This window comes from Trinickia mobilis (assembly GCF_017315705.1).
GTDB classification, from domain to species: domain Bacteria; phylum Pseudomonadota; class Gammaproteobacteria; order Burkholderiales; family Burkholderiaceae; genus Trinickia_A; species Trinickia_A mobilis.
Window position 1 is genome coordinate 29,068 of the sequence record NZ_JAFLRF010000023.1, and the last position, 16,773, is coordinate 45,840.

Here is a 16,773-nt window from a genome sequence, read left to right on the forward strand (position 1 = left end):
GGTCTCTCATCCACACAAGGGAAAAAATAAGGTCTTAACGCCTCATGCGAATTGCGTATTTCGCGGCTGTCGAATATATCGTTCGCGCTCTGAAACTTCGCGTCGATGGCCTGCCGAACGAGATCGTCGAACGATGCACTGGCATCCCTCACAATCTTCAAGATGACATCCTTCCTCTCGCAGGATTAATTGGTGACAAGAGTGATGACCTTGCGGGCTCCGTTCGGGAAGCGGCAAAAAGCATGTCCGCTGAGAATATAGCTATCGTGCAAATTGCCATCGAACTTTGGTGGGATGCACGGACGCGCGCCACAGTCCGAGACCGACGGCAACCGATTGCTGTAGAAAGCGGCGCCGTCGCTGACCGGGTCGCTCAATGGGCGCGTGACGGGAAGGGATTGACCGGCCCATCAACGATTGACACGGGCTTCATCGGTCTTCAGGACGATCCGTTGCCAACAGAATCATCGGTGTCGCTTGCTCTTCGGCTTCTCACGGCAAACGCTACGTCGTGGGGAGCTGCAACCAAGCTGTTTGGAATCAAGCTTTTCAAGACGGGATATTTCGGCAAGCCTCTATTTGTAAGCTTTAGCGGGTCTGCCATTCCTCTGCCGTGGCTTGACACCGAAGACAAACGCCTGTTTGCCCAGCTTCCGTACACGAGCGGGATGATTCTGAATGACCGCTTCCGTTTTTGTCCGGACTGTATTTCATGTCGTTTCCACAGTACTCTTCACCAAATCAACCTCGCCGAAACTTGCCCCGTCCATGGCACTCGCCTCACTGAAGTCTGCATTGCCTGTGGCAATACCGTAGGAGACTTCGAGCAACTATTGCGACGTGGCCACAAGGCATACCACTGTTCCAAGTGTGAGCGACCGCTGGCAGGTCAAGCAATGACCTACCGAGAGTACCGGGACTTCCGAAATCAAGTGTCAGCACTCGAAAAGCGGCTCGAGCTCCTTGTTCGGTGGTTCCGCGACGCGCCAGCTCGGCTTTGGCCACTAGAGCAGTTGCTCGAACAAAATCGGGGATCCGTAAAAAACTGGATCAACTGGGGTTTTACAACGGACTCTGTGGCGAAAACAGCCCACCGGTTTCATCCCCTTCCGATGCAGCCCACGACCTCACCAGCCTACGAAATGATCATAATGCCTTGGGCTCTCCGATCGCGAGAGGCTATTGGTGAGGTACCGCAACAGTTTTCTGACTGGGTATACCTGTCGACCGTTCGGAGAATTCTTGACTGGGTGAACGCCGATATGCACATTGCGCCGGCCTTCGGCGATTTCGATGACCTCGAATACAACGTCTTAATCAAGCGGGATGACGCTGGTCTGCGCCGAATGGCGTTGGCCTACTTTCGTAGATCTTTTGAAGAGTATCGAATCCATTCCGAAAAGTGGGCTTCGTTTCAGCCGAAGACCCCAAACCTCCGGGTTACGGTCGATGGCTATGGTACGTACGCTATTCCGCGCCTGGCACGAAAAGCCTCTCTAATCGGTGCGTACGCTATGGTGCTCGCAGCGATGAAATTGAGGCAACGTGAAGGGTTTCACCGGTCACAACTCGGCGGGCTGAACTTTGCCCGTCCCGTCCCAACTGTAGTCCTTCCAGAACACAAGCTCTCGCCGTATCTGACATTCAGGGAAGGTGCGGTATTCGCACCGGCCGTCGATGGTTTGCCTATCGCCTCGCTTTACCGTGGACGAAGCTGAGGAGCGGTGGGCGATTCACTAACTGCCGACTTCGGTCTGAATACCCGGGAGCCTGCTCGCCCTGCAACGGCTATTTGTCTCACGTATTTAGATACCTTCCAGGTGCTTGGCAGGACCGACTTTCGGCGAGGCGACTCAGCACGGCAAGACGTCGAAAATTGAATGAAGCAGTCGCCAAACCGCGCTCCCAGTTCTGCAAATCTCCCTACTGTTAGGCTTGGTGCAATCGAGCGTCACCGCAACGGCCCGGCACATAAGGATTTGCGTGTTCAAGCTCGGCAACCTTACGGGAAGATTCAAGCAGTCCGCTCCGATATTCCGACTGTGGCGGCCTGGTTGCACGCCGGCATCGACTAATCTGCGACACCTTCCTCCGGTAAAACGCACTTCGTCGAGTCATTCTAGTTCTCAAATTCTCCGGTCTCGCCCCGCAAAATCGCTGAAAAATTTACAAACAGGCACTTTGCCGGCTCGAATGACTCGTTTTCCGTTCTCAAAATCTCCGTACTCAGCCCGTATCGTCAGTTTTTCGGGGGAAGTATGGAGATTTCGAGAACTCAGGAGGGAGATTTAAAGAACCAGAATGGCAAAGGTGGCGTCGCCGCTATTTTACATAAGGTTCCGCGATTCAGTATCGATAACTTTTATTATGTTAAATTAAGAAACCCTGAACAGGGCCGACGCAGGACGTTTGCGCTCCCCGATCTAGTCCGAAGACCTAACCGAAAAAGAGCTCCGAGGGACGCCGCGATAAAAAGATTGCAATGCATGCGATGCGCCAGATAAACTAAGTTCAATGGGCTAAGTCTATATGAGGTAGCTATGCAGATTTACAACATGCACGATGCCAAGACCAACCTGTCTCGGCTGATCGAGGAAACTGTGAGCGGTGGCGAGCCGTTCGTTATTGCTAAGGCCGGCAAGCCGCTGGTCAAGGTGGTGCGCATCGATGTGGAAGCAGAAAAACCACCACGGCGCATCGGCTTCATGAAAGGACAGATCAAGGTACCAGCGGACTTCGACACAATGGGAGCAGACGAGATCAGCGACTTGTTCGAGGGCAAAGCGAAGTGAAGCTGCTACTCGACACTCATCTGTTGATTTGGGCTGCAGCCGACGATCCTGCCTTACCCAACGAAGCGCGTACGGCCATCGAGGACACTGAGAACACCCTGTACTTCAGCGTCGCAAGCATTTGGGAAATTGTCATCAAGAGCACGCTAGGACGTGACGACTTTCAAGTCGATGCACGCGTCCTGCGCAGGAACCTACTAGATGCTGGTTACGAAGAACTGCCCATCGAAGCGCAGCATGCATTCGAAGTCGCGGCGCTCCCACAGATTCACAAAGACCCGTTCGACCGGCTTCTCGTCGGTCAAGCGATGGCGGAAGGAATCGTGTTGCTGACCCACGATGAACAGATAAAACGGTACGACTTCGCTCCGGTACGGTACGTCTAGCTAGGCCCTAAGTCATGTCTCGGGTGTGTTGTCGCCTTGGTCATGCAGGTCGAAAATCAATAACGAAGGCAGCACACAGGCAGGCGCCCGTTGTGGGCAGACCGATAATGGTCTATATTTGGTCCTATCCAGCCTGCAACGGAGCAACTGATGCATATCGCCGATCACGTGAAGCCGATCAGCTACCTCAAGAGCGAAGCGGCACAAATCGTTAAAGACCTGACCGACTCCGGTGAGCCGCTCATCATTACGCAGAACGGCGAAGCGAAGCTCGTCGTTCAGGATGTACGGACCTATGAAGCCACGCAACAGACGATCGCCCTCCTGAAGATCCTGGCCATCGGCCAAAAACAGATCGAGCGCGCAGACCACGTCGACGGCGACGAATTCTTTGCGGAGCTTAACGAACTCGACCGCCACGAAAAGCTCCGCTAATGCAAGCCCCGCGGTTGAAGTACCGCATCCTGCCGACTGCCCGAATCGGCATCGATGAATTGAGAAGTTACATTGTCCGCGCATTCGGGTGGGAGACATGGCGTCAGACATCGGCGCAGATTCAGGAAACGATCAAACACATTCGCCAGTTTCCCGAGAGCGGCCATGTGCCTGTTGAGCTTGAGGGCTTCGTCGATGATACTTTTCGACAGGCCCTTTCCGGCAAGAACCGGATCATTTATCAGGTGCGGGACGACACCGTTTACATTCACCTCGTCGTCGATACGCGACGCGATCTGCAAGCCCTTCTCCAAAGAATCGTGCTCCGGCTGATGTAAGTCGCCGCGAGGCGACACGCGTTCTTAAGTGACCTTGCCTCTGTTTCACGAATCCCATAGCCGAGGCAATCAGGCCGGCTCTGTCGCAACAAGGCGTTAAGGTAAGATTCGGCCGACGTGGCCGTGCCTGGCTGGCGTCGGGCCGGACTGATAGACCGCCGGATTGAGTCCGAAGTAGCTCACCAGCTTCTCCGGATTCGGAAACCTCTCAATGTCGCCGATGGCTGACAGCAACCCGATCGCTACCGTGGCATTGACGCCGGTGATCGTCGGTAGCCTACGCAATCGCTGGTCGCCGATGGCAGCCTGCGCCAGCGCTTGATCTACGGCAGGCAGAAGCCGACGCGGCAAAGGCTGATATTCCTGAACTCGCGCAGGTAAAGCACGTTTTCGTCAAAGCGGCTGCACGCGTGAACAACCGCGTCGAGAACAGCCACCAACCGACCCGCAGGCGCGAACGCCAGATTTGCGGCTTTCGTGATGCGCGTCGCACGCAGGCGTTTCTCTCATGCTTTGGCCCGATCCGGCAGCACTTCGCGTTGCCCAGACATCAGATGAACGTCGCATGTCATTGCGCCTTACTCAAAGAACGCCTCGCCACATGGCACGGTCGGACTGTCTCTGCCGCAGTCGATGACGTTATTTAATAAGGATAACTACTCTTTAAACAAACACTTTGCCTACGCTCGTCAACTTGACAGAGCCAATGCCTTCATTGGCTGTCTTTCACAACAGCATTCTCCGGTTTATTCTGGCAAAAGCACATATCCGCTTAGGGTCGGCCGCCACGGTCGCACAACACGAAACGGCCGCTACCAACAAAGCCGCGCACCTCGGCCGCGGCGCTCACCAACACGGCGAACGTGGCACGCGCACCAGCGCGCCGCAGCAGACAGGTTTTTTCATGACGACAACCCCCATGTCAGTCGATGTCATCGGGGCAGCTAACCGGAGCATGGGAAACCGTCAGGCCTTTAACCTGGTGTTATGAAGTGGCGATAAAAATGCATACGACAACAAAAATCAAACTCCCTAGGATACGCAATGCCTCGCGCCGATCCGCGATGGTCGCTGCCAGCCGCGGCACGGCCCCGATTTGCCACGCGAAACCTGACCGGGGCGCTTCGCTCCGCACGCCATCACCACCCCGAGGTTCCGATGAGACGTTTGATCCATGCCGCCCGGCTGCTTGCCCTGCTTGGCTCGTTCGCCTTTGCCTGCGCGCATGCTGCGTTACCCACCCGCCTGAATGCCGCCACCAGCGGCGACCTGCCGCCGGTTTCCTTTGTCAACGCGCAAAACGAACTCGACGGCTACGACGTACAGGTGGCGCGGTTCGTGAGCCATTACACCGGCATTCCGATGCAGCTCAACCGCCTCGATTTCAAGGGCATCCTGCCGGGCCTGCAGACAGGCCGCTTCGATATCGTGTTCTCGAACGTCAACATCACGCCCGAGCGCAGCGCGATCTTCGATTATTCGATCCCGTACTCGCGCTCGGCCGTCGTCGTGGTGGCGCGCAACGGCGTCACCGACATCAAGGGTTACAAGGATCTCAAGGGCAAGCGGGTGGGCGCGATCGCCGGCGCCAACGACGGCGAGATGCCGGCCCGCGAGATCGAGAAGAAATACGGCGAATTCGGCTCGTTCAAGGGTTACGGCGGCTACGCCGAGATGTTCACCGATCTCGCGGTGGGCCGAATCGACGCAGTGGTCGCGCCCGATACCTCGGCCGCCAATCTGCTGCATCAGCGCCCCGGCATCGGCGCGATCGTCGGCGAGCCCTATCAGGTGCGCTTCGTCGGCGCACCGATGCCGAAGGGCTCGACCGAACTCAAGGCCCGAGTGGATGCCGCGGTCCGCGAAATGAAGAAGGAAGGACTGCTCGACAAATGGGGCAAGCAGTATTTCGGCATCGATCACTACGGCGCCCAGCTCAAGGAGGACGTGAAGTGAGCGCCTCGCCTCGCCACGCCGCTGGCGCCGTCACAAGCGGACGCGGCGCGACTTGCAGGGAGCGGCCGTGAACATCGATTTCGCCCTGGTGCTGCCCTATCTGCCGGTACTGCTCAAGGCCGCGCTGCTGACGATCTTCCTCGCCGCGGTCACCCAGTGCTGCGGCACCCTCGCCGGCCTCGTCCTGGCGCTGGCGCGCGAATCGCGTCACGCTGCGCTGCGCGGCGTGGCCTTCGCGTATATCTGGGTGTTCCGCGGCACGCCGGTGCTGCTGCATCTGTTTTTTGTCTATTACGCGGCACCGCTCTTCGGCCTGCGCCTCGATGCGATACCGGCTGCCATCATCGCGCTGTCGATGAGCTCGGCGGCCTATAACGGCGAGATTATTCGCGCCGGCATCCGCGCCGTGCATCGCGGACAGATCGAGGCCGCCCAGGCGGTCGGCATGACCTATCCGCGCGTCCTGCGCCATATCGTGCTGCCGCAGGCCATGCGCATCGTGCTGCCCCCCTACGTCGGCAATTTCATCAGCCATACCAAGAACACCTCGCTCGCCTCGGTGATCACCGTGCCCGAATTGATGCTGACCGCCCAGACCATCTACAGCAGCACTTACCGCGCCGTGGAAGTGCTGACGCTGACCGGCGTGATCTATCTGGCGATCACCACGGTGCTGACGCTCGCGCAGCTGCATCTCGAGCGCGCCGGCACCACTCGCCGCGCGCCGCGGCGCCGCCCGCCGGGCGGCGCAAGCGCCCCGGCGGCCGAAGGCAACGCGCCATGAGCCAGACACCGATGATCGAAGTTCGCGGATTGCACAAGCATTTCGAGACGGTCAAGGCGCTCAATGGCGTCGACGTGTGCATCGGCCGCGGCGAAGTGGTCTGTCTGATCGGCCCGAGTGGCTCGGGCAAGAGCACGCTGCTGCGCTCGATCAATCATCTCGAGAAACCTACCCAGGGCGAAGTGCTGATCGACGGCCAGATCGTCGGCTACGTCGAGGCGGCCGGCGCGCAACGCCGGCCGATGACGGGCCGCGAACTGGCCGCCATGCGCGCCGAGGTCGGCATGGTGTTCCAGCTGTTCTATCTGTGGCCACACCTGTCGGTGCTCGACAACGTCGCGCTCGGCATGACCACGGTGCGCGGCATACGCGGCGCCCAGGCAGCGCAACGCGCGCGCGAACTGCTCGCCAAGGTTGGGCTGGCGCACAAGCACGATGCCTGGCCCGAAGAGCTTTCCGGCGGCCAGCGGCAGCGCGTGGCCATCGCGCGGGCGCTGGCGATGACGCCCAAAGTGATCCTGTTCGACGAACCGACGTCGGCTCTCGATCCCGAACGCGTAGGCGAAGTGCTGGAAACCATGGAGGCGGTGGCGGCCGAAGGCCTGACGATGATGGTGGCCACGCATGAGATGAGCTTCGCGCGCCGTGTCTCAGATCGCGTGATCTTCATGGACGACGGCCGCATCGTCGAGGCGGGCGAGCCCGAACAGATCTTCGAGCGCCCCGCCAGCGAGCGGCTCAAGCGCTTTCTCGAAAAGGTGCTGCGATGAAGTCCGCCGCTGCCGTCGCGACGGCGGGCTTCGATCTGGTGGTGCGCGGCGGCCGCGTATTCGCCGACGGACGGCTGCAGGACCTGAACGTCGGCGTGCGCGACGGCCGCGTCGCCGCGCTCAGCGCGACGCCGCTTGCCGGCACCACGGTGCTCGACGCGGCCGGCAAGCTGGTGCTGCCCGGCGGCATCGACGTGCATTGCCATATCGCCCAGACCACCTCGACCGGTGCCACCACAGCCGACGGCTTCTACGACGCCACCGTCGGCGCGGCCTTCGGCGGCACCACGCTGGTCATGCCGTTCGCCGCCCAGCATCGCGGCCAGTCGCTGCGCGCGAGCGTGGCCGCCTATCGCGAACGCGCCGCCGGGCGCGCGGTGATCGACTACGCGTTCCACATGATCGTCACCGATCCCACGCCGACGGTGCTCGAAACCGAATTGCCGGAACTGGCCGCGCAGGGCTTCACCTCGGTCAAGCTCTACATGACCTACGACGCGCTGCGCCTCGACGATCGCCAACTGCTGGAAACGCTGCTGCACGCGCGCCGGCTTGGCGTGGTGCCGATGATCCATGCCGAAAGTCACGACATGATCAACTGGCTCGCCGAACGTCTGCTCGCGCTCGGCTACCGGCATCCGCGCCATCTGGCGCACGCGCGGCCGGCACTCGCCGAACGCGAGGCGACCGATCGCGCGCTCGGCATGGCCGAACTGCTCGACATTCCGGTGTTCATCGTGCACGTCTCCTCGGCGGCCGCTGCCGGGCAGATCGCCCGTGCCCAGCGCGCCGGGCTCACGGTCCACGCTGAAACCTGTCCGCAGTATCTGCTGCTGACCGAGCACGATCTCGACCGGCCCTTCCACGAGGCGGTCAAATACTGCTGTTCGCCGCCGCCGCGGCTGGCCGGCGATCACGCCGCGCTGTGGGACGGCCTGCGCAATGGCCTGTTCGCCTGCTTCTCGTCCGACCACTCGGTGTTCCATCTGGACGGCCCGCATGGCAAACGCAAGGGCGGCGCCAACACGCCCTTCGATCGCGTGCCCTATGGCCTGCCCGGACTGGAAACGCGTCTGCCGCTGCTGTTTTCGGAAGGCGTGGCGCGCGGCCGGCTTTCGCTCGAACGCTTCGTCGAGCTGAGCGCGGCCGGACCGGCTCGCATCTTCGGGCTGGCGGGCCGCAAAGGCGCGATCGCGCCGGGCGCCGATGCGGATCTGGTGCTGTGGGACCCGCAGGCGCGCACCACGCTGTCGGCCGACAGCTTGCATGACGGCGCCGGCTATACCGTCTACGAGGGCACCGAAGTGCACGGTCTGCCCGTCACCACCATTTGCCGGGGCCGGTTGATATGCCACGAAGGCCGCTTGCTGGCCGCGCCCGGTCATGGCGAGCTGATCGCCTGCGAGCGCGTCGCCGAAGTCGGCGCGCGCCCCGCTCCCGCGCCGTGGCTTGCCTGAACAGGGCCGTCGATGCCGATGCCGGGAGCGGCGGCGTCCGTCTTCAGTTCTACCGGGAAAAGTCGTGAACGTGGGACATCGCCCATGAGCGTGCTGATTACCGGTGCAGCGGGCTTCGTCGGGCTCAATCTGGCCGAGTGCCTGTTGATGCGCGGCACGCGCGTCGTCATGCTCGATCTCGCGCCGCCGCCGGCACAGGCCCTCGCGCATTTCGCCTCGCTGCCCGGCAGGCTCGATATAGAGGTAGCGGACGTACGCGACGGCGCCACGCTCGCTGCGCTGCTGTGCCGCCACGCCGTCACGGCCCTGATTCACGGCGCGGCGCTGACCGCCGGGCTCGAGCGCGAACGCAGCGAGCCCGCCGCGATCGCCGAAGTCAATCTGACCGGTACGCTCAAGGTGCTCGCGGCGGCGCGTCAGGCCAGCGTCGGCCGGGTCGTGCAGTTGAGCAGCGGCGCCGTGTTCGGCGCAGGCGGCTGGGATCGCGGAGAGCTCGTCGAGGACCGCGACCTGCCGCTGCCGGCATCGCTCTACGGCATCACCAAATACGCGGCCGAGCGCGCCGCGCTGCGCTTTCGCGAGGCACATGGGCTCGACGTGGCGGTGGCACGGCTTGGCGTGGTGTTCGGGCGCTGGGAATACGATACCGGCGTGCGCGATACGCTGAGCATTCCGCTGCTGCTCGCACGCCTCGCCCGTGCGGGCGGCCGGGCGCGCTTCTGCGCCGAGTTGCCCGATGACTGGATCTATGCCGTCGATGCCGCCGCGGCCATCGTTGCCCTGCTCGACGCGCCCCGTCTGCCGCATCCGCTTTATCACGTCGGCACTGGCCGACGCTGGTCGGCGGCCGACTGGTGCGAGCGGCTGCGCGCGATCTGGCCGGCGTTTTCGCATGAAGTGGTCGGGCGCCGCGAGGACGCCAATATCGGTGCCCAGGCACCGGCGCCACGCCCGCCGCTTTCAGTCGAGCGGCTGCGGCGCGATCTGGGTTTCGAGGCCCGCTTCGACGCCGCGCGCGCCTTGACGGACTATACCGCGTGGCGGGACGCGCTGCACCCGCCGCCCGCACTGGACGACGGGCCGTTCTGAGCGATCCGGCAAGTCGCCGCCGGCGCGGACCCTGCACGCCCGAGCCGGCGTGTCGAGCGCTCAGAGGCTCGGTACGTAGCCGCCGTCCACGCGCAAGATGCCGCCCGTCATATACGAGGCGCGCTGGCTGGCGAGGAAAGCCACCGCATCGGCATATTCCTCGGGTTCGCCATAGCGGGCCATCGGAATCGAGCCAACGCTTTCCTTGACCACCTCCTCGAGCGGCCGGTTCTCCCGCTTCGCCCGGGCTTCGTCGAGAAAGCGGATGCGCGCCGTGGCGATGCGGCCCGGGACGATCACGTTGACGGTAACGTTATCGGCGGCCACTTCGCGCGCCAGCGTCTTCGACCAGCCCACCAGCGACATGCGCAGCGCGTTGGACATGGCGAGATTCGGAATCGGCACGATCACGCCCGAGGACGAACTGGTGATCACACGCCCCCATTTGCGGGCCCGCATGCCGGGCAGCACCCGGTCGGTGATGGCGATCACCGAGAGCACCATCGCCTGGAATTGCCTCGCCCATTCCGCGCTTTCCACCCCGCTGGCCGGCGACGGCGGCGGCCCACCGGTGTTGTTGACGAGAATGTCGATCGGCCCCAGCTGCCGTTCGATCTCCTGAACATGCTGGTCGATCGAGGCGAGGTCGGCCAGATCCCACCGCCGGCTCATCGAGCGGCGGCCGGCCGCCTCGATGGCGGCGGCGGTGGCCGCCAGCGCCTTCTCGTCGACGTCGGCCAGCGCCACCTGCACGCCCTCGGCCGCGAACTGCCTCGCGATCGCGCCGCCGAGGCCGCCTCCCGCGCCCATCACGAGGGCCACGCGGCCGGAAATCTTCAGGTCCATAAGCTCTTTCCTGGTTGGTTGAAATCGATGTCGCCGTGCCTCATCCGTCGTGGCGGTGCAGGATCTGGCCGAGAAACGCGCGCGCGCGTTCGCCCTTGGGCTGCGAGAAAAATTCGGCGGGCGGCGCCTCCTCGACGATCTCGCCCTCGTCCATGAAGACCACGCGGTCTGCCACGCTGCACGCAAAACCCATCTCGTGCGTCACGCAGATCATGGTCATCCCCTCGGCGGCCAGTTGCGTCATCACGTCGAGCACTTCCTTGATCATTTCCGGGTCGAGCGCCGAAGTCGGCTCGTCGAACAGCATGGTTTTCGGCTTCATGCACAGCGCGCGGGCAATCGCTACGCGCTGCTGCTGGCCGCCCGAGAGCTCGCGCGGATAATGGTCGGCCTTGTTGCCGATATGCACGCGGTCGAGAAAATGGCGCGCCGTCTCCTCCGCCTCGCGGCGGCCGATGGCGCGAATCTTCATCGGCGCGATGGTCAGGTTCTGCATCACGGTCAGATGCGGAAACAGATTGAACTGCTGAAACACCATGCCGACCTCGCGGCGCACGAAGCGCAGGTTGCCGGGGCTTTGCGCGATGTTCACACCTTCCACCAGAATGTCGCCCTGCTGGTGTTCCTCGAGACGGTTGATGCAGCGGATCATGGTCGACTTGCCTGAGCCCGAGGGCCCGCATACCACGATGCGTTCGCCGCGCCGCACGCTCAGGTCGATATCGAAGAGCACCTGGCTCTCGCCGTACCATTTGCAGACCTTGCGGAGTTCGATCATGGCCGATGCCTCGCCCGGCGACGCCTGCGGATGCTGTTGCACGAGTGTGTTCATGTGAGTTGCCTGCCTTGCTTCAATACGAAAAACCCGCCTGCGGGCACGCGTTCATGCGGCCATCCAGCCGCCGTCGACCAGCAGATTTTCCCCGGTGAGAAAGCTCGCCTCGTCCGAGGCGAGGAACAGCGCCGCGCTAGCTACGTCGTCGGGACGACCGAGGCGCGGCATCGGCGTGCGTGCCTGCGAATAGGCGATCGCCTCGGCTGAGGCAGCGGACCCCGGCTTGCCGGTCATGATCTTGCCGGGCGCCACGGCGTTGCAAACGATGCCGTGCGCGGCGTAGTCGGCGGCGATCTGGCGGGTCAGATAAACCACACCCGCTTTCGAAGTGCCGTAAGCGACGTTGCGCGGCGCGCTGATCATGCCGTGCTGCGACGAGACATTGACGATGCGCCCGCGCGTTTCGCCAAGCGGCGCCTGCGCGAGCATGGCCCGCACTGCGGCGCGCGACATCAGGAAGACGCCGGTCAGGTTGACCGCGAGCACCCGGTTCCACTCGTCCAGAGTGGTGTCCAACAGCGGCTTGCCGACGCTCACGGCAGCGTCGTTGACCAGCACGTCGAGACGGCCGTAGTGGCGCAGCGCCGACTCGACGGCCGCCGCCACGTCGCTTTCCGATGCCACGTCGGTACGCACGAAGCGCGCGGCGAAACCGTGTTCGCGCAGCAGCTCCATGGTCGGCACGCCGCCCTCGCGAACCGCCTCGGTAATGTCGGCAAGCACGAGGCGCGCCCCCGCGCGGGCGAAACGCAGCGCGATGGCCCGGCCGATGCCCGACGAAGCGCCCGTGATCAATACGGACCGGCCCGCAAGCCGGCCGGCGCCGGTGTTTTCCAGTCTGTCCATTCAGCGGCTCCCGGCCTCGCGCGCCGCGGCGCGCCATGCGAAATAGTCGGCGGCAGCCTCCTCGAGCGTGAAGCGGCAGCGATGGCCCAACTCGCGCGTGAGCCGCGAGACATCGAGCGCGGGCCGGTCGGCGGCAAGACCGTAACGCACCGTCGCGGTTTCGTGAGGCGCCGCCAGCCGCCAGCGCAGCGCGGGCAGATGGCGCTTCAGCGCCTCACACCATTGGCCCACGTCGCTCATGCCGCCGCCGCCCACGTGATAAAGCCGGTGGGCGAGCGTGGCCGCGATGGCCAGCCGCGCAAGCGCGTCGGCGGCATCGGGGGCATAGATCCAGTCGGCGGCAAGCGCGCGCGGCAGCACCACCTCCATCCCGTCGCACGCCGCCTCGAGCACCTGATGATGCGGGCTCAGCCATTCGCGCACGCCGCTCGCATGCTCCCAGCGCCCGAACACCGGTCCCAGCCGTGCGACCCGTACGTCGAGGCCGTGCAGCTGGCCGATGCGCAGCGCGCACTGCTCGGCCGCCAGCTTGCTGATGCCATAGAGACTGGCAGGCGCCGGCGCCGAACCCGCTTCCTCGTAACGGCCCGAAGCGGCCGGCGCCGAAAATCCGTAAACCGCCACCGAGCTGACCAGCAGCACGCGCCGCACGCTCGGCTCACGCGCGCAGCGCTGCAGCAGCCGCGCGGTGGCCGTCACGTTGACGTCCATGATGGCGGTGGCATCGTCGCGCTCGCGCTGCGGCGACGGCGTGATGGCCGCCGTATGTACCACGCGCTCGATGCGCCGCCCAGCGAACAGCCGTTCGAGCGTGACGGCCTCGCGCAGATCCCCACTCACGGCCTCGCAGCCGGCCGGCGGTACGGGTGCGGGCACTGCAGAGGCAGCGCGCGGCAGATCGGCGAGCAGCACCGCCTCGCCGGCCGCGCGCAGCCGTTCGGCGAGCGCGAGGCCGATGAAGCCGTTGCCGCCGGTAATCAGCGTGGTCATCGGCGGCTCCCGCGGCTCGCCAGCGAGCGCCGCTCGAGACGCGCAACCCAGCGCGCCATCGGCCACAGCAACACGAAGAAGATCACCGCAGCTGCCATCAGCGGCGTCGGATTGTAGGTTTGCTCCTGTGCCACGCGCGAGGATCGCAGCAACTCGGGCAGTGACACCAGCGAGGCGATCGAGGTGGTCTTGATCAGCTCGAGCGAGTTGCTTGCGAGCGGCGCCAGCACGTTGCGCACGGCTTGCGGCAGCACGATCCAGGCGATCTCGCGCACCGGGCCGAAGCCGAGCGAACGGGCCGCCTCGCGCTGGCCGTGCGGCACCGATTCGATGCCGGCGCGGAAAATCTCGCCGTAGTAGCCCGAGTTGTTGAGCGCGAGCGCCAGCACGGTGGCGGCGAAGCTGCCGAGCGTGACGCCGAAGAACGGTAGCCCGTAGAAGATCAACGCCAGCAGCACCACCACCGGAAACGAACGGAACAGATCGATATAACCGACCAGCGCGAGGTTCAGCCAGCGATGATGAAAGCTGTAGGCCACCGCGATCACCACGCCGAGCGCCATCGAAATCGGCGCGGTGACGACCGACAGCACCAACGTCAGGCGCAGCCCTTGCAGCAGCAGCGGATAGGTCTGACGCAGCGAGTCGAGATTGAGGAAGTTGTCAATGAACAGATTCATGCCTGCCTCGTCATGCGACCCGCGCCACAGATTTTTCCAGCCAGCGGCTCAATAGCACCAGCGGAATGAAGAAGGCCAGATAGCAGCCTGCCGCCAGTGTGAGCGGCGAAGGATTGGCCAGGATGCCGACGAGGCTCTGCGCCTGGCCCAGCACTTCCGGCAGCGCGACCGCCGTGCCGAGCGCGGTGCCCTTGCTGACGGCGATCGCGCGATTGGTCAAAAGCGGAATCGACAGCCGGATCGCCTGAGGCAGGATGATCAGAAGCAACGTGCGCATCGGGCCGAAACCGAGCGCGCGCGCCGCGTCCCACTGGCCGACCGGCAGCGCCTTGATCGACGACCAGAAGATTTCCGCCGCAAAGGCCGACAGCACCGCGCCGAGACTGAGCACGGTGGTCGTGAAAGGCGACATGCGCAGGCCCATATAAGGCAACGCGAAATAGCCGAGCACCAGCACCACCAGTTGCGGCATGGTGCGAAAGAAATCGATGTAGATGACGATCAGTGCGTTGACGGCACGCACCTCGAGCGAGCGCACGAGCGTCAGCAGCAGTCCCCAGCCGATGCCGATCGCGATCACCAGCAGCGAGACCACCACCGTGATGCCGAAGCCGCTGAAGATGAGGGACCACGACTGGCTGAAGATGTCGGCATTGAAAAAGTTATCGACTATGCGGTGCATGCAAGTCAGATCCGGACAATGAAGAAAAAACCGGCCGCCCGCGCGGAGCGGCCGTGGCGGTCAATTGCACTTGAGTGGGTGCGGCTGCGGATCGTAACCCTTGAAGCCCGGCGCACCGTAGCCCGGATAGATGGTGTCGATGGCCGAACCCTTGGCCGGCTCGGTGCCGTACCACTTCACGTAGAGCTTGTGCAGCGTGCCGTCGTGCTTCATGCATTCGAGCGCTTCGTCCACCTTGTTGCGATAGGCCGCGTCGTCGAGGCGGAAGGCAAAGCCGAAGTTGCGGCCGTTGAAATCCTCGTAGCCGATCTTGACCGCCTTGTTGCGGCTGGCCGCGAACACCACGGTAGGAATCTCATTGAGCGCGGTGAAGGCGCGCCCGGTGATGACCGCCTGCACGGTATCGGGAAACACGTCGTAGCGCTGGATGTTGAACCCGTATTTCGCTGCGTTCTCGGTCGCCCAGGTATCGGAGATGGTGCCGCGATTGACGGCCAGTTCCTTGCCGCGCAGGTCATTGAAACCGTTCATCAGGTCGCCGGCCCGCACCAGAAAGCCGTTGCCGGTCGACATGATCGGCTCGGTAAACAACATGCGCTCGGCCCGCTCCGCGGTGATGTTGAGCGGATTGGCGGTGAATTCGATGCGCTTCGAAAACAGCGCCGAGAACAACCCCGAGAAATTGACGTCGACGATGTGCACGCCGGGGCGCCCGATGCGGCGCGCCACTTCGTTGACCACGTCGACGCCGAAGCCCTGCGGGCCGGTATCGGTGCGCACCACCCATGGCGCGAGGCCGAAGTCGGTGCCGACCACCAGCGGCTGGCCGGCCGGATGATCGGCGTCGGCTGCCTGACTCGCAACGGCGCCCGAAAGCAGCAGCAATGCAGTGCCCGCCAGCGCGAGGCGCTGGGCGAATTTTCCGAGTTTCATGGTTTCCCCGCAGGTTGATTGAATGAATTGGACGACGACGCGGGCTGCGCGTAGGGATGCACGGCTCGCCAGTGACGCGCGACATCGATGCGGCGGCAAACCCATACGCCGTCGCGGCCGGCAACGTGGTCGAGAAACCGCCGCAGGCCGGTGGCCCGGCCCGGGTGGCCGGTGAGGCGCAGATGCAGCCCGACCGACATCATCTTGGGTGCCGCGGCGCCTTCTTCGTAGAGCAGATCGAAGGCATCGCGCAGGAATGCATAGAAATCGTCGCCGCTGGCCATACCGCCGCGAATGAACTTCGCATCGTTGTTGACGAGCCCGTAGGGCACCACTAGATGCGGCTTGCCGGCGGCTTCGGTCCAATAGGGCAGCTCGTCGTTGTACGCGTCCGAGTCGTACAGAAAGCCGCCTTCCTCGGCCAGCAGACGGCGCGTGTTCAGGCCCGGCCCGTAGCGGCAGTACCAGCCGGACGGCCGTTCGCCGACGCTGGCCGCGAGACTCGCGACCGCACGGCGAATGCGCTCGCGTTCGGTCGCCTCGTCGAGCAGCGCGTGCCGCTCCCAGCGCCAGCCGTGCGCGCAGACATCGAAGCCGTACTCGCGGATCGCCGCGCAGGCTTCCGGATTGCGTTCGAGCGCAAGCGCGCAGCCGAACACCGTGGCCGGCATGCGGTATTGCTCGAACAACCGCGCGATCCGCCAGAAGCCGACTCGGCTGCCGTATTCGAACATCGATTCGGCCGCCAGGTCGCGCCCCTCGAACCCGCCCGCACCGCCCTCGGTCAGGCCCGTTTCGCTGGCCGCGTCGCCGTCCTCGATCGAGGGCTCGGCGCCCTCCTCGTAGTTGATGCAGAAATTGAGCGCCACGCGGGCCCCGCCGGGCCATTGCGGATCGGGCGGATTGCGGCCGTAGCCGATGAAATCGCGACTGGACGGAGAACGAGGCATCGGC

General features: G+C 63.7%; 19 protein-coding genes and 2 pseudogenes. 12 read left to right on the plus strand and 9 right to left on the minus strand.

The window, feature by feature from the left end; translation table 11 throughout:
• Positions 1–44 precede the first annotated feature (44 nt).
• The 5 genes from J3489_RS25265 to J3489_RS25285 all read left to right on the plus strand — a co-directional run bounded on the left by J3489_RS25265 (position 45) and on the right by J3489_RS25285 (position 3,951).
• On the plus strand, positions 45–1,718 hold the full coding sequence (locus J3489_RS25265) for a TniQ family protein (RefSeq protein ID WP_207002738.1): 1,674 nt from the start codon (positions 45–47) through the stop codon (positions 1,716–1,718).
• An 822-nt stretch (positions 1,719–2,540) separates the two neighbouring features.
• The gene (locus J3489_RS25270; RefSeq protein ID WP_207002740.1) at positions 2,541–2,792 is read left to right on the plus strand and encodes a type II toxin-antitoxin system Phd/YefM family antitoxin; all 252 of its coding nucleotides are present in this window, start codon (positions 2,541–2,543) and stop codon (positions 2,790–2,792) included.
• On the plus strand, positions 2,789–3,178 hold the full coding sequence (locus J3489_RS25275; protein ID WP_207002741.1) for a type II toxin-antitoxin system VapC family toxin: 390 nt from the start codon (positions 2,789–2,791) through the stop codon (positions 3,176–3,178). The genes J3489_RS25270 and J3489_RS25275 overlap by 4 nt, the downstream gene beginning before the upstream one ends.
• 150 nt (positions 3,179–3,328) lie before the next feature.
• Positions 3,329–3,613 (plus strand): type II toxin-antitoxin system Phd/YefM family antitoxin, encoded by a 285-nt coding sequence (locus J3489_RS25280; protein ID WP_207002742.1) that lies wholly within the window; start codon positions 3,329–3,331, stop codon positions 3,611–3,613.
• 14 nt (positions 3,614–3,627) lie between these two features.
• On the plus strand, positions 3,628–3,951 hold the full coding sequence (locus J3489_RS25285) for a type II toxin-antitoxin system RelE/ParE family toxin (protein ID WP_242540285.1): 324 nt from the start codon (positions 3,628–3,630) through the stop codon (positions 3,949–3,951).
• A 114-nt stretch (positions 3,952–4,065) separates the two neighbouring features.
• Here the strand turns inward: J3489_RS25285 and J3489_RS25290 are convergent.
• Positions 4,066–4,287: pseudogene (locus tag J3489_RS25290) on the minus strand (transposase); the annotation flags it as partial.
• Between the two features lie 8 nt (positions 4,288–4,295).
• Between J3489_RS25290 and J3489_RS25295 the strand changes: the two are divergent.
• From J3489_RS25295 to J3489_RS25325, 7 genes and pseudogenes are all read left to right on the plus strand, one after another.
• Positions 4,296–4,598 (plus strand): annotated as a pseudogene (locus tag J3489_RS25295) (IS6 family transposase); the annotation flags it as partial.
• 59 nt (positions 4,599–4,657) lie between these two features.
• The gene (locus tag J3489_RS25300) at positions 4,658–4,942 is read left to right on the plus strand and encodes a hypothetical protein (protein WP_207002744.1); all 285 of its coding nucleotides are present in this window, start codon (positions 4,658–4,660) and stop codon (positions 4,940–4,942) included.
• A gap of 53 nt (positions 4,943–4,995) precedes the next feature.
• Positions 4,996–5,907, plus strand: a complete 912-nt coding sequence (locus tag J3489_RS25305; RefSeq protein ID WP_207002745.1) for a substrate-binding periplasmic protein — start codon at positions 4,996–4,998, stop codon at positions 5,905–5,907.
• 67 nt (positions 5,908–5,974) lie between these two features.
• Positions 5,975–6,691, plus strand: a complete 717-nt coding sequence (locus tag J3489_RS25310; RefSeq protein ID WP_207002746.1) for an amino acid ABC transporter permease — start codon at positions 5,975–5,977, stop codon at positions 6,689–6,691.
• Positions 6,688–7,461, plus strand: coding sequence for an amino acid ABC transporter ATP-binding protein (locus tag J3489_RS25315; RefSeq protein ID WP_289623116.1), 774 nt, complete (start codon positions 6,688–6,690; stop codon positions 7,459–7,461). The genes J3489_RS25310 and J3489_RS25315 overlap by 4 nt, the downstream gene beginning before the upstream one ends.
• Complete coding sequence (gene hydA / locus J3489_RS25320; protein WP_207002748.1) at positions 7,458–8,918, plus strand: dihydropyrimidinase; 1,461 nt, start codon at positions 7,458–7,460, stop codon at positions 8,916–8,918. Before J3489_RS25315 ends, hydA begins: the two co-directional genes overlap by 4 nt.
• Before the next feature lie 84 nt (positions 8,919–9,002).
• Positions 9,003–10,007, plus strand: a complete 1,005-nt coding sequence (locus J3489_RS25325; protein WP_207002749.1) for an NAD-dependent epimerase/dehydratase family protein — start codon at positions 9,003–9,005, stop codon at positions 10,005–10,007.
• A 60-nt stretch (positions 10,008–10,067) separates the two neighbouring features.
• Here the strand turns inward: J3489_RS25325 and J3489_RS25330 are convergent, their stop codons facing one another.
• The 8 genes from J3489_RS25330 to J3489_RS25365 all read right to left on the minus strand — a co-directional run bounded on the left by J3489_RS25330 (position 10,068) and on the right by J3489_RS25365 (position 16,769).
• On the minus strand, positions 10,068–10,853 hold the full coding sequence (locus J3489_RS25330) for an SDR family oxidoreductase (protein WP_207002751.1): 786 nt from the start codon (positions 10,851–10,853) through the stop codon (positions 10,068–10,070).
• 40 nt (positions 10,854–10,893) lie between these two features.
• Positions 10,894–11,631, minus strand: a complete 738-nt coding sequence (locus J3489_RS25335) for an amino acid ABC transporter ATP-binding protein (RefSeq protein WP_207002836.1) — start codon at positions 11,629–11,631, stop codon at positions 10,894–10,896.
• Positions 11,632–11,736: 105 nt separating this feature from the next.
• A complete protein-coding gene (locus J3489_RS25340; protein ID WP_207002752.1) occupies positions 11,737–12,534 on the minus strand; it encodes an SDR family NAD(P)-dependent oxidoreductase in 798 nt (265 codons plus the stop codon).
• The gene (locus tag J3489_RS25345; RefSeq protein ID WP_207002753.1) at positions 12,535–13,524 is read right to left on the minus strand and encodes an NAD-dependent epimerase/dehydratase family protein; all 990 of its coding nucleotides are present in this window, start codon (positions 13,522–13,524) and stop codon (positions 12,535–12,537) included.
• A complete protein-coding gene (locus tag J3489_RS25350; protein WP_207002754.1) occupies positions 13,521–14,204 on the minus strand; it encodes an amino acid ABC transporter permease in 684 nt (227 codons plus the stop codon). Before J3489_RS25350 ends, J3489_RS25345 begins: the two co-directional genes overlap by 4 nt.
• A 10-nt stretch (positions 14,205–14,214) precedes the next feature.
• Positions 14,215–14,886 (minus strand): amino acid ABC transporter permease, encoded by a 672-nt coding sequence (locus tag J3489_RS25355; protein ID WP_207002755.1) that lies wholly within the window; start codon positions 14,884–14,886, stop codon positions 14,215–14,217.
• Between the two features lie 60 nt (positions 14,887–14,946).
• Positions 14,947–15,819, minus strand: a complete 873-nt coding sequence (locus tag J3489_RS25360; RefSeq protein WP_207002756.1) for a substrate-binding periplasmic protein — start codon at positions 15,817–15,819, stop codon at positions 14,947–14,949.
• Positions 15,816–16,769, minus strand: coding sequence for an allantoinase PuuE (locus J3489_RS25365; protein WP_207002757.1), 954 nt, complete (start codon positions 16,767–16,769; stop codon positions 15,816–15,818). The genes J3489_RS25360 and J3489_RS25365 overlap by 4 nt, the downstream gene beginning before the upstream one ends.
• Between the last annotated feature and the right edge of the window lie 4 nt (positions 16,770–16,773).

What these genes read in the sequence shown, in the direction of transcription:
- J3489_RS25265 (WP_207002738.1), top strand. Translation starts at nt 45, where the DNA reads ATGCGAATTGCGTATTTCGCGGCTGTCGAATATATCGTTCGCGCTCTG.
- J3489_RS25270 (WP_207002740.1), top strand. Translation starts at nt 2,541, where the DNA reads ATGCAGATTTACAACATGCACGATGCCAAGACCAACCTGTCTCGGCTG.
- J3489_RS25280 (WP_207002742.1), top strand. Translation starts at nt 3,329, where the DNA reads ATGCATATCGCCGATCACGTGAAGCCGATCAGCTACCTCAAGAGCGAA.
- J3489_RS25300 (WP_207002744.1), top strand. Translation starts at nt 4,658, where the DNA reads ATGCCTTCATTGGCTGTCTTTCACAACAGCATTCTCCGGTTTATTCTG.
- J3489_RS25305 (WP_207002745.1), top strand. Translation starts at nt 4,996, where the DNA reads ATGCCTCGCGCCGATCCGCGATGGTCGCTGCCAGCCGCGGCACGGCCC.
- J3489_RS25315 (WP_289623116.1), top strand. Translation starts at nt 6,688, where the DNA reads ATGAGCCAGACACCGATGATCGAAGTTCGCGGATTGCACAAGCATTTC.
- hydA (WP_207002748.1), top strand. Translation starts at nt 7,458, where the DNA reads ATGAAGTCCGCCGCTGCCGTCGCGACGGCGGGCTTCGATCTGGTGGTG.
- J3489_RS25325 (WP_207002749.1), top strand. Translation starts at nt 9,003, where the DNA reads ATGAGCGTGCTGATTACCGGTGCAGCGGGCTTCGTCGGGCTCAATCTG.
- J3489_RS25330 (WP_207002751.1), bottom strand. Translation starts at nt 10,853, where the DNA reads ATGGACCTGAAGATTTCCGGCCGCGTGGCCCTCGTGATGGGCGCGGGA.
- J3489_RS25335 (WP_207002836.1), bottom strand. Translation starts at nt 11,631, where the DNA reads ATGATCGAACTCCGCAAGGTCTGCAAATGGTACGGCGAGAGCCAGGTG.
- J3489_RS25340 (WP_207002752.1), bottom strand. Translation starts at nt 12,534, where the DNA reads ATGGACAGACTGGAAAACACCGGCGCCGGCCGGCTTGCGGGCCGGTCC.
- J3489_RS25345 (WP_207002753.1), bottom strand. Translation starts at nt 13,524, where the DNA reads ATGACCACGCTGATTACCGGCGGCAACGGCTTCATCGGCCTCGCGCTC.
- J3489_RS25350 (WP_207002754.1), bottom strand. Translation starts at nt 14,204, where the DNA reads ATGAATCTGTTCATTGACAACTTCCTCAATCTCGACTCGCTGCGTCAG.
- J3489_RS25355 (WP_207002755.1), bottom strand. Translation starts at nt 14,886, where the DNA reads ATGCACCGCATAGTCGATAACTTTTTCAATGCCGACATCTTCAGCCAG.
- J3489_RS25360 (WP_207002756.1), bottom strand. Translation starts at nt 15,819, where the DNA reads ATGAAACTCGGAAAATTCGCCCAGCGCCTCGCGCTGGCGGGCACTGCA.
- J3489_RS25365 (WP_207002757.1), bottom strand. Translation starts at nt 16,769, where the DNA reads ATGCCTCGTTCTCCGTCCAGTCGCGATTTCATCGGCTACGGCCGCAAT.